Annotated in this window: 14 protein-coding genes; 9 read left to right on the top strand and 5 right to left on the bottom strand. The window is 72.2% G+C overall.

What is annotated here, in order from left to right:
* Positions 1-27: 27 nt before the first annotated feature.
* Together ACIBVL_RS40625 and ACIBVL_RS40620 are read left to right on the top strand one after the other, a co-directional pair.
* Positions 28-1,311: a pyridoxal phosphate-dependent aminotransferase gene (locus ACIBVL_RS40625; RefSeq protein WP_399105917.1), complete on the top strand. Its 1,284-nt coding sequence runs from the start codon at positions 28-30 to the stop codon at positions 1,309-1,311.
* A 67-nt stretch (positions 1,312-1,378) separates the two neighbouring features.
* Complete coding sequence (locus ACIBVL_RS40620) at positions 1,379-2,281, top strand: fumarylacetoacetate (FAA) hydrolase (RefSeq protein ID WP_399105833.1); 903 nt, start codon at positions 1,379-1,381, stop codon at positions 2,279-2,281.
* Here ACIBVL_RS40620 and ACIBVL_RS40615 read toward each other — a convergent pair.
* Positions 2,263-2,658 (bottom strand): MerR family transcriptional regulator, encoded by a 396-nt coding sequence (locus ACIBVL_RS40615; protein ID WP_399105831.1) that lies wholly within the window; start codon positions 2,656-2,658, stop codon positions 2,263-2,265. The genes ACIBVL_RS40620 and ACIBVL_RS40615 overlap by 19 nt on opposite strands.
* A 63-nt stretch (positions 2,659-2,721) precedes the next feature.
* Between ACIBVL_RS40615 and ACIBVL_RS40610 the strand changes: the two genes are divergently transcribed.
* Complete coding sequence (locus tag ACIBVL_RS40610; protein WP_399105829.1) at positions 2,722-3,930, top strand: MFS transporter; 1,209 nt, start codon at positions 2,722-2,724, stop codon at positions 3,928-3,930.
* 208 nt (positions 3,931-4,138) lie between these two features.
* Here the strand turns inward: ACIBVL_RS40610 and ACIBVL_RS40605 are convergent, their stop codons facing one another.
* Positions 4,139-4,522, bottom strand: a complete 384-nt coding sequence (locus tag ACIBVL_RS40605; protein WP_399105827.1) for a GntR family transcriptional regulator — start codon at positions 4,520-4,522, stop codon at positions 4,139-4,141.
* The gene (locus ACIBVL_RS40600) at positions 4,515-5,273 is read right to left on the bottom strand and encodes a hypothetical protein (protein ID WP_399105825.1); all 759 of its coding nucleotides are present in this window, start codon (positions 5,271-5,273) and stop codon (positions 4,515-4,517) included. The genes ACIBVL_RS40605 and ACIBVL_RS40600 overlap by 8 nt, the downstream gene beginning before the upstream one ends.
* Before the next feature lie 219 nt (positions 5,274-5,492).
* Between ACIBVL_RS40600 and ACIBVL_RS40595 the strand changes: the two genes are divergently transcribed.
* The 3 genes from ACIBVL_RS40595 to ACIBVL_RS40585 all read left to right on the top strand — a co-directional run bounded on the left by ACIBVL_RS40595 (position 5,493) and on the right by ACIBVL_RS40585 (position 7,578).
* The gene (locus ACIBVL_RS40595; RefSeq protein ID WP_399105823.1) at positions 5,493-5,804 is read left to right on the top strand and encodes a DUF6412 domain-containing protein; all 312 of its coding nucleotides are present in this window, start codon (positions 5,493-5,495) and stop codon (positions 5,802-5,804) included.
* Positions 5,805-5,899: 95 nt separating this feature from the next.
* Positions 5,900-6,607: a YidC/Oxa1 family membrane protein insertase gene (locus ACIBVL_RS40590; RefSeq protein ID WP_399105821.1), complete on the top strand. Its 708-nt coding sequence runs from the start codon at positions 5,900-5,902 to the stop codon at positions 6,605-6,607.
* A 113-nt stretch (positions 6,608-6,720) separates the two neighbouring features.
* Positions 6,721-7,578, top strand: a complete 858-nt coding sequence (locus ACIBVL_RS40585; protein ID WP_399105819.1) for a fumarylacetoacetate hydrolase family protein — start codon at positions 6,721-6,723, stop codon at positions 7,576-7,578.
* 95 nt (positions 7,579-7,673) lie between these two features.
* Here the strand turns inward: ACIBVL_RS40585 and ACIBVL_RS40580 are convergent, their stop codons facing one another.
* Both ACIBVL_RS40580 and ACIBVL_RS40575 read right to left on the bottom strand, forming a co-directional pair.
* Positions 7,674-8,183, bottom strand: a complete 510-nt coding sequence (locus tag ACIBVL_RS40580) for a heme-degrading domain-containing protein (RefSeq protein WP_399105817.1) — start codon at positions 8,181-8,183, stop codon at positions 7,674-7,676.
* Positions 8,183-9,280: a Gfo/Idh/MocA family oxidoreductase gene (locus tag ACIBVL_RS40575; RefSeq protein ID WP_399105815.1), complete on the bottom strand. Its 1,098-nt coding sequence runs from the start codon at positions 9,278-9,280 to the stop codon at positions 8,183-8,185. The genes ACIBVL_RS40580 and ACIBVL_RS40575 overlap by 1 nt, the downstream gene beginning before the upstream one ends.
* Positions 9,281-9,328: 48 nt before the next feature.
* On the opposite strand from ACIBVL_RS40575, the gene ACIBVL_RS40570 reads away from it, so the two are divergent.
* The 3 genes from ACIBVL_RS40570 to ACIBVL_RS40560 all read left to right on the top strand — a co-directional run bounded on the left by ACIBVL_RS40570 (position 9,329) and on the right by ACIBVL_RS40560 (position 12,404).
* Positions 9,329-10,444, top strand: coding sequence for an ROK family protein (locus tag ACIBVL_RS40570; RefSeq protein ID WP_399105813.1), 1,116 nt, complete (start codon positions 9,329-9,331; stop codon positions 10,442-10,444).
* 100 nt (positions 10,445-10,544) lie between these two features.
* Positions 10,545-11,432: a hypothetical protein gene (locus ACIBVL_RS40565; protein ID WP_399105811.1), complete on the top strand. Its 888-nt coding sequence runs from the start codon at positions 10,545-10,547 to the stop codon at positions 11,430-11,432.
* 192 nt (positions 11,433-11,624) lie between these two features.
* The gene (locus tag ACIBVL_RS40560) at positions 11,625-12,404 is read left to right on the top strand and encodes an HAD-IIA family hydrolase (protein WP_399105809.1); all 780 of its coding nucleotides are present in this window, start codon (positions 11,625-11,627) and stop codon (positions 12,402-12,404) included.
* Positions 12,405-12,501: the final 97 nt, after the last annotated feature.

Here is a 12,501-nt window from a genome sequence, read left to right as displayed (position 1 = left end):
CCAGCACCAGCATCCGTGCCCGTGACCATGTCGGCGACCCTCGCCGCCGACGAGGCGCTGGCCCGCCGGCGCAGCGCCGGGGAACGGGTTCTCTCCCTGGCCAGCGGCGAGATCGGCCTGCCCGTCCTGCCCGCGTTGCGGGAGCGGCTCGCCGCGGCGGCGGACCGCAACGCCTACGGGTCCGTCGCCGGGAGCCAGGCGCTGCGTACCGCTGTCGCCGGCTACTGGGGGCGGCGCAACCTCGCCGTCGACCCCGGTCTGGTGGTCTGCGGTCCGGGGAGCAAACCGCTGTTGTTCGCTCTGCTGCTGGCCGTCGGCGGCGACGTGGTGGTGCCGGTGCCGAGCTGGGTGAGCTACGCGGCGCAGGCCCAGCTGGTCGGGGCGCGGCCGATCGCGGTGCCCACCCTGCCGGGTGAGGGCGGTGTGCCCGACCCGGTGGCGCTGCGCGAGGCGGTGGCCCTCGCCCGGGCCGCCGGGCGGGACCCGCGGTGCGTGGTGGTCACGCTGCCCGACAATCCGACGGGCGCCGTCGCCTCACCGGGTACGGTCGAGCGCCTGGCCCGGGCCGCCCGGGATCTGGACCTCGTCATCGTCTCCGACGAGATCTACTGCGACCTGGTCTTCGATCCGGCGGACCGGGCGGTCTCCCCGGCCGCGTTCGCGCCGGAGCGGACCGTGGTCACCACCGGCCTCACCAAGAACCTGGCGCTCGGCGGCTGGCGGCTGGGGGTCGCCCGGCTGCCCGACGGCCCGCTGGGGCGCGAGGTGCACACCCGGCTGGTCGCCATCGCAAGCCAGATCTGGTCGAGCACCGCGGCTCCTGTACAGGCCGCGGCGGCCTACGCCTTCGAGGAGCCGCCCGAGGTGGTCGCGTACGTCGCCGCCTGCAGGCGATTGCACGAGACGGTGGTGCGCGCGGTCGCCGAGCGGTTCACCGCCGTCGGCGCGGACCTCGCGCCGGTGCGCGCAACCTGCTACCTCTATCCCGACTTCGAGCCGCTCCGGGAACACCTCGCCCGAGCCCACGACGTGCAGGGCGGCAGAGCGCTCGCCGCGCTCCTCGCCGAACGCCACGGAGTGGGCCTGCTGCCCGGAACCGCCTTCGGCGAGCCCGACAGCTCGCTGCGGATCCGAGTCGCCACCAGCCGGCTCTACGGCGAGACCGACGCCGAGCGCACCGACGCCCTGACCGCATCGGAACCGGCCCGGCTGCCCTGGATCCAGGCGTCGTTGGACCGCGTCGGCGAGGTCCTGGCCGACCTCACCGGCTTCCGTGACGACCGGCCCACCCCTGATCGCACCACCCGCTGATCACCCACGCTCTGCCACCGCTCCGCCACCACCCGTCGACCCCTCTCCAAGGAGATCCGTCACCGCCATGTCCACCACACCGATCCTCTTCGAATGCGAGTACAAGGGGCAGCGCTACGCGGGCCTGGGCCTGTCGGCCCCCGGGGAGCCCCATGTCCTGTACCGGGTGACCGACGGGCAGGTGCGCGCCGCGGTCATCGCGGGCGGTGGCCCGGAAGCGGTCCTCGCCGCGGTGACCGAGGGCGCCGAGACGGTCGAGGTGACCATCGGCGACCCCGAGCTGCGGTTCCTTCCTCCGCTGCTGCCCGCCGCCACCAACAACGCCCTGATCAACGGCTTCATGGGCACCCACCGCTCCAAGTTCGACCGGGACCCGTCCCCCGACGAGGAGTTCACACCTCCGAACTACTACATGAAGGGCTTCGGCTCCTGGCTGCGCATGCCGGACGAACCCCTGGTCACCCCCGCCGACCCCGTCTGGCTGCTCGAGGAGCCGGAGGTCGCCCTGGTCTACGTCAACGACGACGACGGCGTCCCGCACTACGCCGGCTACACGTTCGGCAACGACCTCAACGACATCGGTCTGCACCTGAAGAACCCGTGGGCCTGGACGCCGTACGCCAAGCTGTGCGAAACGTCCCTCACGCCCTGGCTGTTCCTCGACGAGCCGCCCCGGACGGTGACCGGCCGGGTCACCATCGAACGGGACGGTGCCCCCGCCTGGCAGGGTGACTTCTCGTGCGGCGGGGACGCCCTCTACCACCGGATCGAGGACATGACGCGGTACGTCCTCTCGTACCCGGTGCTGCGTCGGCCGGGACTGGTCAACTACCTGCTGCTCGGCGCCGACAAGGCCACGTACCACGACGGGTTCCGGATCGAGGACGGCGACCGCATGGTCCTCGACGTGACCAGCCACGGCGTCGTGCTGGCCAACACCGTCCAGTGCGGTCAGACGGTGACCTCGTAGCGCGCCGCGGCCGGGCGCTGCTCGCGGCGCACGGCCTCGAGGTAACCGGAGATGGCCTCCCGGCTGCGCAGCAGGCACTCGATGCGGTCGGTCATGCGCTGGCGCTCGCCTTCCAGCGTGGCGATCGTCTCCGGTGTGGCGTCGGAGACGTGGATGGCCCGGGGGTCGTTGATGCACGGCAGGATCTGCTTGATGATCCGCGTCGGCAGACCGGATTCGAGCAGCCCTCTGATCTGCAGGACCCGGTTCACACAGCCCTCGGGGTAGTCCCGGTAGCCGTTCGGCGAGCGGCCGGCGACCAGCAGCCCCTGCTCCTCGTAGTAGCGCAGCAACCGGCGAGGGGTTCCGGTCCGCTCGGACAGTTCCCCGATCCGCATGTGACCCACCTCTTCCGTACCGGCTTGACATTCACATCGATGTGAGGGTTTGAGGATACAACCATGTCAACATCCCAGACAGAGCTGCTGAGCGAATCCGCTCCAGCAGCAGACGATCGGAAGCTGCCCCTCTCACCGCTTCTGGCTCTGGCCACAGCAGCCTTCATGGGGATTCTGACCGAGGCACTCCCCGCGGGCGTGCTTCCCGAGATGGCCCGCGACCTGTCGGTGAGCGAGTCCGCGATGGGCCAGGCGCTGACGGTCTACGCCATCGCCACCGGCGTCGCGGCCATCCCCCTCTCCGTCACCACGGCGGCGTGGCGGCGCAAGCGGCTGCTGCTGCTGGCCGTGACGGTGTTCGCGGTGGCCAACCTGGTCACCGCCCTCTCGTCCAACTACCCCCTGACGATGGCGTTCCGCCTCTTCGCCGGGATCGCCGCTGCCGCGGTGTGGGCCGAACTGGTCGGGTACGCACGGCGTCTGGCACCCCCGCATCTTCAGGGCCGGGCCATCGCCATCACCATGGCCGGCGTCCCGCTCGCCCTGTCGCTCGGCATCCCCCTCGGCACCTTCCTCGGCGGGCTGTTCGGCTGGCGTATGACGTTCGGCCTCGTGACGCTGATCTCCGTGGCGCTGCTGGGGTGGATCACGGTGTCGGTCCCGGACGCCCCGGGGCAGCGGCCTGGAGCCCGCGAGCCCATCCTGAAGGCGCTGTCCCTTCCGGGGGTCGCGGCGGTCCTGTTCGTGGTCGCGGCCTACGTGCTGGCCCACAACATCCTCTACACCTACATCGCCACCTTCCTCGACACGTACGACATGGGCGGCTCCCGCGACGTCGTGCTGCTCGTCTTCGGTATCGCCTCCGTGGTGAGCATCTGGATCACGGGCGCCCTGGTCGACCGCAAGCTGCGCCAGCTGACCATCGTCAGCAGCGCCCTGTTCCTCGTGGCGGCCGTCCTGCTGGCGGTGCTGGCCGACAACATGGTCGTGGTCTACGGCGCGATGGTGCTGTGGGGCCTCGGCTGGGGCGGTGTCACCACGCTGCTGCAGACAGCGGTCACCGACGCCGGTGGCGACCGGGGGCAGGCTCTGCTGGTCACCACGTGGAACTCGTTCATGGCCGGTGGTGGCGCCGTCGGCGGCATCCTGCTGGACGGTCTGGGCCCCAAGTCCTTCGCGTGGAGCGTCCTCGCGCTCATGGCCCCGGTGGTGGCCGTGGTGGTCCTCGCCCGCAAGCACGCCTTCCCCGCCCGGCGCCCCGGCGCCGAGTAGAGCACCCGCCGGCGAACGGCCACCCCCGGGAACGCGTCACGTGACGGAGCTTGTCCCGCCATCCCCCGCCGGGACACTCCGCGCGAGACGCTCACGAAGACCCCGCACCCGGTACCGCCGGGTGCGGGGCCTTCGTCGCCGCCGGGGTCACCGGTCCCGGCCCGGACTCTCGTCGGCAGAACCGGCGGCCGCCCGCCCGAATGCCCGGCTACGCCCCCTGCTCCAACGCCTCGCGCACCGCCGTGAGGATGGCCTCGGTGTCGGCGCCCAGGGCGCGGGCGGAGGAGACGAAGTCGCGGGCCAGGGTGGCCAGTTGCTCCGGGCGGAAGCCGGCCGGATCCGAGGGGAGGGCGGCGACCCTGGTGCCGGCGCCGCGGCGGGTGCGGATCAGCTCGGCGGCCTCCAGCTCGCGGTAGGCGCGGGCCACGGTGCCCGGGGCCAGGCCCAGGTCGGCGGCCAACTGCCGTACGGTCGGCAGGCGTTCGCCCTCGGTCAGCCGGCCGGTGAGGATCAGGGCGGCGAGCTGGGCGCGGATCTGGTCGTACGGCGGTACCTGGCTGGTGGTGTCGACGCGGACGGCGGGATCACTCATCGTCCACGGCCCGGGGGACCACGATGGTGAACACGCACCATCCCAGGGTGAACAGGCTCACCAGGCCCAGGGGGTAGATGACCAGGGCGGTGACGTTGCCCAGCATTCCGGCGCATCGCGAGTAGAACAGCACGCGGCCGATCATGCCCAGGACGAGCAGCAGTTGGCTGGAGACCAGCAGGCCCCAGGCGGCGGTGATGGCCCAACTGCGGTCGTGACGCCGCTGGTTCTCGCCGGGGCGGTGGGCGATGCGGCGCAGGGACCAGAAGCAGGCGGCGGTGCCGAGGGTGAGGGAGGCGAGGACCGGGGTGGCGTAGTAGAGGCCGGGCCAGGGGCCGAGGTGGCGGGTCGGGCCGACGGCGCAGGTGACGGCGAGGGTCCGGCCGGCGCGTCCCGCGCGGTCGGGGTCGGCCACGGCGGCCCCGACCGACAGCAGCAGTACGACACAGGCCGCCTGGAAGACGAGCAGCGGGGCCATCCGGGGCGGTACGTGGTCGCGGACCCGGCGCGGGGCGAGAGCCGCGGTGCGGACCGCCTCTCGCGGGGCGGGCGTGAGCGAGTCCCCGAGCAGCACCCCGCCCACCGCGCACAGTCCGAAGGCGGTGACCGCGGACACGAACGGCATGGCCATGTCATCGCCACCCAGGGCGGCGCACGCCTGCACGACCGCGACCCCCAGCGCCAGCCCGGCCCAGCGGGCGCAGAGGTCGGCACGTGCCAGGAGTCTTTCGGGTGGAACGGTGTCGAGCATGGCGGGCCCCCGGGAATGCTTGTATCAAATGGTGAGTACAAGATGCCGTGCGGAGGAATCTTGTGTCAAACAGTTGATACAAGGCCCTGGGGTGTCCTTCGTCGCGCGGGACAGTGCGAGACGGCGCGAGACGGCGCGAGACACGCGGGCTTCTGGAATCGATCGAGACCGGTCAGGTATAAACGGCAACAGGGCTGCTGGAGAAGGGGGGAGTCAGACGTGATCCGCAAGCGGTTCCTCGCGCGTCCCGCGCCGCTGCTCCTCCTGCTCGTCCTGGACGTCCTCCTCCTCGACGCCGGCAGCCTCTCGGCCACCGTGGCCCTCGCCGCGACCGCCGCCGTCTCCTCCGCGCTCGCCGTCTGCTCCCTCGTCGCCGCGCGCAGCGCCCCCGCCGTACCGTCCCACCGGGTGCGTACGGCCATCAGGGACCGCGCCCGCCGTACGGCCTTCCTGCCGCAACGCGACCCGGACGCCTCCGGCCGGCCCCGCCCCCGGGCGCCCGGCCACGCCCTCCCGGCGACCGCCGCGTAGGGCACACCCGTTCCTCCCGGTGACCCCGCGCGGGTCGTCATGCCGCCATCCCCTGAACGTCCGGCACGACGAGACCCCCGGAGGGCTCCTCACCCATGTCCGTTTTCGCCACCCTGGTCGAGCACCTCGCCGACCTGCTCCAGCCGCTGTTCGGTGCCTCCGCCGCGGCCGCCGCGATCGTCCTGTTCACCGCTGCCGTACGACTCCTCGTACATCCCCTCTCCCGAGCGGCCGCCCGGGGCCAGAAGGCCCGTACGGCGTTGCAGCCGCGGATCGCCGAACTGCGCGAGAGGCACGCGAAGAACCCCGAGAAGCTCCAGCGGGCGGTGCTGGAACTGCACGCCGAGGAAAAGGTGTCGCCGCTGTCCGGGCTGCTGCCCAGCCTCTGCCAGCTGCCCGCCTTCTTCCTCCTCTACCACCTCTTCTCCAGCTCCTCGATCGGCGGCGAGGCCAACGCACTGCTCGGCCATCGGTTCCTCGGCGCACCCCTCGGCGACCGGTGGACGGACGCGCTGACCGGGGACGGCCTGTTCGGGCCGGCGGGACTGGTCTACTTCGGACTCTTCGCCGTCGTCGCGGCCGTCGCCTCCTTCAACTTCGTACGGGCGAGGCGGGTTTCGCCGATCACGGCCGGGGCGGGTGTCGGCGCGGAGGTGCCCGGGCTCGGCACCCTCGCCAAGGCCATGCCGTTCCTGTCCTTCCTCACGCTGGTCACCGTGGCCGTCGTCCCGCTGGCCGCCGCGCTGTACGTGATCACGAGCACGACATGGAGCGCGCTCGAACGGGCCGCCCTTTACCGGTGAGTCCAGTCCGTGAACGGGGGCTTGCGGACCGGATTCCGAGCTTGGAGGATCGACCAGTCATCCGATGGCTGCACCCGTCGGCGGACGCTCCGCGATCGAGGGAGATGGGGATCATGAAGCTGCTGCGAGTCGGTACGGCGGGTGTGGAGCGCCCCGCACTGCTCGGGGCCGACGGCACCCTGCGGGACCTGTCGGGTGTCGTGGACGACATCGACGGCGCGCTGCTCGCCGACGACGTCGCGCTCGGCCGGATCCGTGCGGCCGCCGAGTCCGGCGAACTGCCCGTCCTGGACCCGACCGGGCTGCGGATCGGGCCGCCGCTGGGCCGCATCGGCAAGATCGTGTGCATCGGGCTGAACTACCACGACCACGCCCGGGAGACCGGCGCCGAGCCGCCCGCCGAGCCCGTCGTCTTCTTCAAGGCCGCGGACACGGTCGTCGGGCCGTACGACACCGTGCTCGTCCCGCGCGGGTCCGTGAAGACCGACTGGGAGGTGGAGCTGGCGGTCGTCATCGGGCGTACCGCCCGCTATCTGGAGTCGGCGGAGGAGGGGCTCGCGCATGTCGCCGGGTACGCGGTGGCGCACGACGTGTCCGAGCGGGAGTTCCAGATCGAGCGGGGCGGGACCTGGGACAAGGGGAAGAACTGCGAGACGTTCAATCCGCTGGGGCCGTGGCTGGTGACCGCCGACGAGGTGGCCGACCCGCAGGACCTGTCCCTGCGGCTGTGGGTCAACGGCGAGTTGAAGCAGGACGGGACCACGGCCGAGCAGATCTTTCCCGTGGGGGAGGTCGTGCGGTACGTCAGCCGGTTCATGACGCTCTACCCCGGGGACGTCATCAACACGGGGACGCCGGCGGGGGTGGCGTTGGGGGCGCCCGAGCCGAAGCCGTTCCTTCGGGCCGGGGATGTGGTGGAGCTGGAGATCTCCGGGCTGGGCAGGCAGCGGCAGGAGTTCAAGGACGCGTAAGCGCTCCGCTCCGGGGGCGGGGGAACTGCGGTGGTTCGTCCACCGCGCGCCGTTCGTGGCCGGTCGCGCAGTTCCCCGCGCCCCTCGAAGACAGCTCAGTTCAGGTACTTCTCCAGGAACTGTTCGAGGACCTCCACCACGAAGCGGTGGTCCTCCAGCTGCGGCAGACCCGACACCGTCACCGCGCCCACCACCCCCACTCCCTCCACGTTGATCGGGAAGGAGCCGCCGTGGGCCGCGTACTCGTCCGGGTTCAGGCGGGACGACTCCTCGAACGTCGTTCCCCTGGACCGGTACTCCGTGCCCACCAGGTAGGAGGAGGCGCAGAAGCGCTCCACGACGCGGCGCTTGCGGGTGATCCAGGCGTCGTTGTCGGGGGTCGAGCCGGGCAGCGCCGCGTGGAAGAGCTGCTGGCCGGCGCGGTGGATGTCGACGGCGACCGGGGCCTGGCGTTCCCTCGCCAGCTCCACCAGCAGGGTGCCGAGCGCCCACGCGTCGTCGTGGGTGAACTGGCGGAAGACCAGCCGCCGTTCCTGGGTCCGGAGCTCCTCCAGGGTCGGGGTGATCTCCGGGGTGAACTTCGGGGTCAACTCGTGGGTGCCCATCACAGCGCCACCGCCACTCCCTCTCGTGCCGAACGGCGGGCCGCCTCGAGTACGTCGAGGGCGGCGGCCGCCTCGACGGCGGTCACCGGGTTGGGGCCGCCGTCGGTCAGTGCCTTGGCCACCGCAGCGTAGTAGGCGGGATAGTCGCCGGGGAGGGTCCGAACGGGTCGTCCGCCACCGGTGAGCGGGGACTCGCCGGCGCCGAGCCGGCCCCACAGCTCCTCGGGCTCCGTGCCCCAGTCCGTCGCCGTGCCCGGGCGCTTCCCGTCCCGCAGGTCCGCCTCCTGGGGGTCCAGGCCGTACTTCACATAGCCCGCCTTCGAGCCCAGCACCCGAAACCGCGGGCCGAGCTGGGCCGTCGTCGCGGAGACGTAGAGGTGGGAGCGGACGCCGCTCGCGTGCGTGAGGGCGATGAAGGTGTCGTCGTCGGTCTCCGCGCCCGGACGGCGGACGTCCGCCTCGGCGTGGACGGAGACCGCGGGGCCGAACAGCACCAGCGCCTGGTCGACGACGTGACTGCCGAGGTCGTACAGCAGACCTCCGATCTCTGCGGGGTCACCGGATTCCCGCCAGCCGCCCTTCGGTTGCGGCCGCCACCGTTCGAAGCGGGACTCGAAGCGCCATACGTCGCCCAGCTCGCCGTCGGCCAGGAGCGTCCGCAGGGTCAGGAAGTCGTTGTCCCAGCGGCGGTTCTGGAAGACGGAGAGGAGCAGTCCGCGGTCGTCGGCGAGGGCGGCCAGCTCCCGGGCCTCGGCCGCGGTGCCGGCGACCGGCTTGTCGACGACGACCGGGAGGCCGGCCTTCAGGGCGGCGGTCGCCAGCGGGACGTGCGTCCTGTTCGGCGACGCGACGACGACCAGGTCCAGTTCCTCGGCGTGGGCGAGGAGTTCGTCGGCGGTGGCGGTGAGCCGTACGTCCGGGAACGCGGCGCGGGCCTGTTCCTGCCGCCCGGGGTTCGCGGTGACCACGGTGTCGAGCGCGAGACCCTCGGTGGCGGCGATCAGCGGGGCGTGGAAGACGGAGCCCGCGAGGCCGTAGCCGATCAGGCCCACGCGGAGGGGGGTCACACCGGTGTCGCCGGTCTTGCTTCCAGTCATGCCCCCCACTTTGGCAACGCTGTTGCCAAAGTGCAAGCAGGGGGGACAATGGGAAGCGTGAACAGGACGAACTCAGGCGGGCGCCCGGCCGGCGTGAACTTGCCGGACCTGCGCAACCACAACACAGCGCTGGTCTTGGACCTGCTGCGGTCGGCGGGGCGGGACGGCATCAGCCGTCTGGAGCTCGCCGACGGCACCGGGCTCACCCCCCAGGCCGTCAGCAAGATCACGGCGCGGCTGCGGGAAGAGGGGTTCGCGGCGGAGGCGGGCCATCGCGCGTCGACCGGGGGCAAGCCGCGCACCGTGCTGCGGCTGGTCCCGGAGGCAGGGCACGCCGTCGGTGTCCACCTGGACCGGGACGAGCTGCGGGCCGTGCTGGTCGACCTCGACGGGACCGTGGTGGGGGAGCGGTGCGTGCCGCTGGACCTGGGGGCCGGCGCGGAGGCGGTCCTCGGCGTGGTGGAACGGGAGGCCGGCGAACTGATCCGGGTCGCGGGCGCCTCGCTTCTCGGCGTCGGCGTCGCCCTCCCCGGCCCGCTCGACCATGTGCACGGCGTGCTCCACCGCGTCACCGGCATCCCGGAGTGGGACGGCTTCCCGCTGCGGGACACCCTGGCCGAGCGCCTCGGGGTGCCGGTCGTCGTCGACAAGGACACCAACGCCGCCGCACTCGGACTCGCCGTCGGCGGTGAGCGCGGTTCCTTCGCCTATCTCCACCTGAGTACGGGCCTCGGGTCCGGCCTGGTGATCGGCGGGACCGTGCACCGGGGCGCCCGCACCGGCGCGGGCGAGTTCGGGCACCAGGTCATCCAGATGGACGGGCTGCACTGCTGGTGCGGCAACCGGGGCTGCGTCGAGGCGCTGTGCCTCGCCGCCATCGGCAAGGGGGACGTGAGCGAGGCCGCCCGGGTGCTCGGCGAGGGCGCGGCCAATCTCGTCGGTCTGCTCGACATCGACCTCATCCTGCTCGGCGGCCGCACGGTCGTGGCGACACCGGGGCCGTTCGTGCGCGGTGTCGCCTCGGTGCTGGCCGACCGCGCCCGGCGCGAGGGGCTGCCGGAGGGCGCCGTACCGGTCCGGCTCGCGCCGGGCGGGGACCGGGTGGTCGCCGAGGGCGCGGCCCAGCTGCTGCTGGCGCCGGTGTTCGGGAGGGGGGACGGCTGAGGCGGGCGATACGCCGAACGGGGGAAAACCAGGTAAATCACATGATCGTACGGAGTGGTGTCCCTTCACGCCGCATCCCCTCGGGCAGGATCACGTGCTCATGGGAGTGTCCACGCCCGCCGCCCTCCGCCGTGCCGCAGCCATGGCCGCCGCCGCAGCCGCCCTCCTTCCCGTGCCCGCGCACGCGGAGGCCGGCTCGCCCTGTGCCGGCGCGGATCCGGGCGCCTTCCCCCTCACCACCCGTCTGCACGACGGCCCCGGTTCCTACCGGGCCGGCGGCGGCCACGGCACCTGGTACCTCGACCTCACCAACACCACCGGCCGCACCTGCACCGGGCTCCATCCGGTCGTCGTCCTCGTCGACGCCGGACGCGCGCTGCAGCCCACCCAGCCCCACCTGGACTTCTACGTCGGCGGCCGCCCGCACCCGGTCCGCTTCGAGACCACCGACGAGGACGAGCTCGTCGGCGCCTTCACCGACGGTCCCAAAGGAGAGGCCGACGCCTTCCCCGGGTTCACCGTCGGCCCCCGCAAGACCCTCACCGTCAAACTGCGCCTGGCGCTCACCTCGGACACCGCGCCCAACGACATCACCGCCAACGCGGCCGTCGTCCAGCGGCACGGCGACGACGGCGACTGGATCGGCCAGTCGAACGACTACCGCTTCTCCGTCGAGGCCGCCACCGATACCGCCACCGACCAGGACGCCGACACCGACACCGCCCCCGACTCCGCCTCCGAGCCGGACCTGACCACGACGCTCCTTCCCCCTCCCCCTCCCACTCCCACCACCGCCACCCCCTCTTCCTCCTCCTCCCCCAAGCCCGACGCCTCGCCCTCCGCCCGGGCCACCGGCACCCCCTCACTCGCCGACGAGGCCAAGGAACTCGCCCGCTCCGGCCTCACCTCCACCCCCGCCCTCCTCGCCGCCACCGGCTGCCTCCTCGCCGTGGGCGCCGCTCTGCTGCTGGCCCGTCGCCGCGACTGAGCCCTCGGGCCGTGCCCAGGCCGTGTCCAGCACGTGGACGCCCCGATTCCGGCCATTCCCTCAAGATCGGGCCTGTGATTAGGCTGGGGCGCACGCAGACCGCGTGCACCGGCGAGGCGGACGCGCAGCACGGCGCACCCGCACCGCACCGCGTTCACGCGCACGTACGGCGTACGGCAGGAGATCCCGCACATGGCAGACCGCAAGCCCATCGAGTCGTGGCTCACCGACATGGACGGTGTGCTCATCCACGAGGGCGTCCCGATCCCCGGAGCCGACGCCTTCCTGAAGAGGCTGCGCGAGTCGGGCAAGCCGTTCCTGGTCCTGACCAACAACTCGATCTACACCCCGCGCGACCTGCACGCCCGTCTCCAGCGCATGGGCCTGGACGTGCCGATCGACCACATCTGGACCTCCGCGCTGGCCACCGCCAAGTTCCTGGACGACCAGCGGCCCGGCGGCACGGCGTACGTCATCGGCGAGGCGGGTCTGACCACCGCGCTGCACGACATCGGTTACATCCTCACCGATCACGAGCCCGACTACGTCGTCCTCGGTGAGACCCGCACCTACTCGTTCGAGGCGATGACCAAGGCGGTCCGGCTGATCAACGACGGCGCCCGTTTCATCTGCACCAACCCGGACGAGACCGGCCCCTCGACCGAGGGCCCCCTCCCCGCCACCGGTGCCGTCGCCGCACTCATCACCAAGGCCACCGGCAAGCAGCCGTACTTCGCGGGCAAGCCGAACCCCCTGATGATGCGCACCGGCCTGAACGCGATCGGCGCCCACTCCGAGACCAGCGCGATGATCGGCGACCGCATGGACACCGACGTGCTGGCCGGCATGGAGGCCGGGATGCAGACCTTCCTGGTGCTCACCGGACTGACCCGGCCCGAGCAGGTGGAGAACTTCCCCTACCGGCCGTCGAAGGTCGTCGACTCGATCGCGGACCTCGTCGACCGGATCTGAAACCCGGACGGCGCCGGAACACACCCGTACGGAGCAGTGGGACCCCGTCCTGGGATGCGGACGGGGTCCCGTCGGGGGAGTCTCCAGAGAGCTGGAG

It is taken from the genome of Streptomyces sp. NPDC049687, assembly GCF_044465285.1.
GTDB lineage: Bacteria > Actinomycetota > Actinomycetes > Streptomycetales > Streptomycetaceae > Streptomyces.
This window is presented reverse-complemented; position numbering and strand designations above follow the sequence as displayed.

Coding starts and splice junctions, on each gene's coding strand:
- ACIBVL_RS40625 (WP_399105917.1), top strand. CDS start 28: ATGTCGGCGACCCTCGCCGCCGACGAGGCGCTGGCCCGCCGGCGCAGC.
- ACIBVL_RS40620 (WP_399105833.1), top strand. CDS start 1,379: ATGTCCACCACACCGATCCTCTTCGAATGCGAGTACAAGGGGCAGCGC.
- ACIBVL_RS40615 (WP_399105831.1), bottom strand. CDS start 2,658: ATGCGGATCGGGGAACTGTCCGAGCGGACCGGAACCCCTCGCCGGTTG.
- ACIBVL_RS40610 (WP_399105829.1), top strand. CDS start 2,722: ATGTCAACATCCCAGACAGAGCTGCTGAGCGAATCCGCTCCAGCAGCA.
- ACIBVL_RS40605 (WP_399105827.1), bottom strand. CDS start 4,522: ATGAGTGATCCCGCCGTCCGCGTCGACACCACCAGCCAGGTACCGCCG.
- ACIBVL_RS40600 (WP_399105825.1), bottom strand. CDS start 5,273: ATGCTCGACACCGTTCCACCCGAAAGACTCCTGGCACGTGCCGACCTC.
- ACIBVL_RS40590 (WP_399105821.1), top strand. CDS start 5,900: ATGTCCGTTTTCGCCACCCTGGTCGAGCACCTCGCCGACCTGCTCCAG.
- ACIBVL_RS40585 (WP_399105819.1), top strand. CDS start 6,721: ATGAAGCTGCTGCGAGTCGGTACGGCGGGTGTGGAGCGCCCCGCACTG.
- ACIBVL_RS40580 (WP_399105817.1), bottom strand. CDS start 8,183: ATGGGCACCCACGAGTTGACCCCGAAGTTCACCCCGGAGATCACCCCG.
- ACIBVL_RS40575 (WP_399105815.1), bottom strand. CDS start 9,280: ATGACTGGAAGCAAGACCGGCGACACCGGTGTGACCCCCCTCCGCGTG.
- ACIBVL_RS40570 (WP_399105813.1), top strand. CDS start 9,329: ATGGGAAGCGTGAACAGGACGAACTCAGGCGGGCGCCCGGCCGGCGTG.
- ACIBVL_RS40565 (WP_399105811.1), top strand. CDS start 10,545: ATGGGAGTGTCCACGCCCGCCGCCCTCCGCCGTGCCGCAGCCATGGCC.
- ACIBVL_RS40560 (WP_399105809.1), top strand. CDS start 11,625: ATGGCAGACCGCAAGCCCATCGAGTCGTGGCTCACCGACATGGACGGT.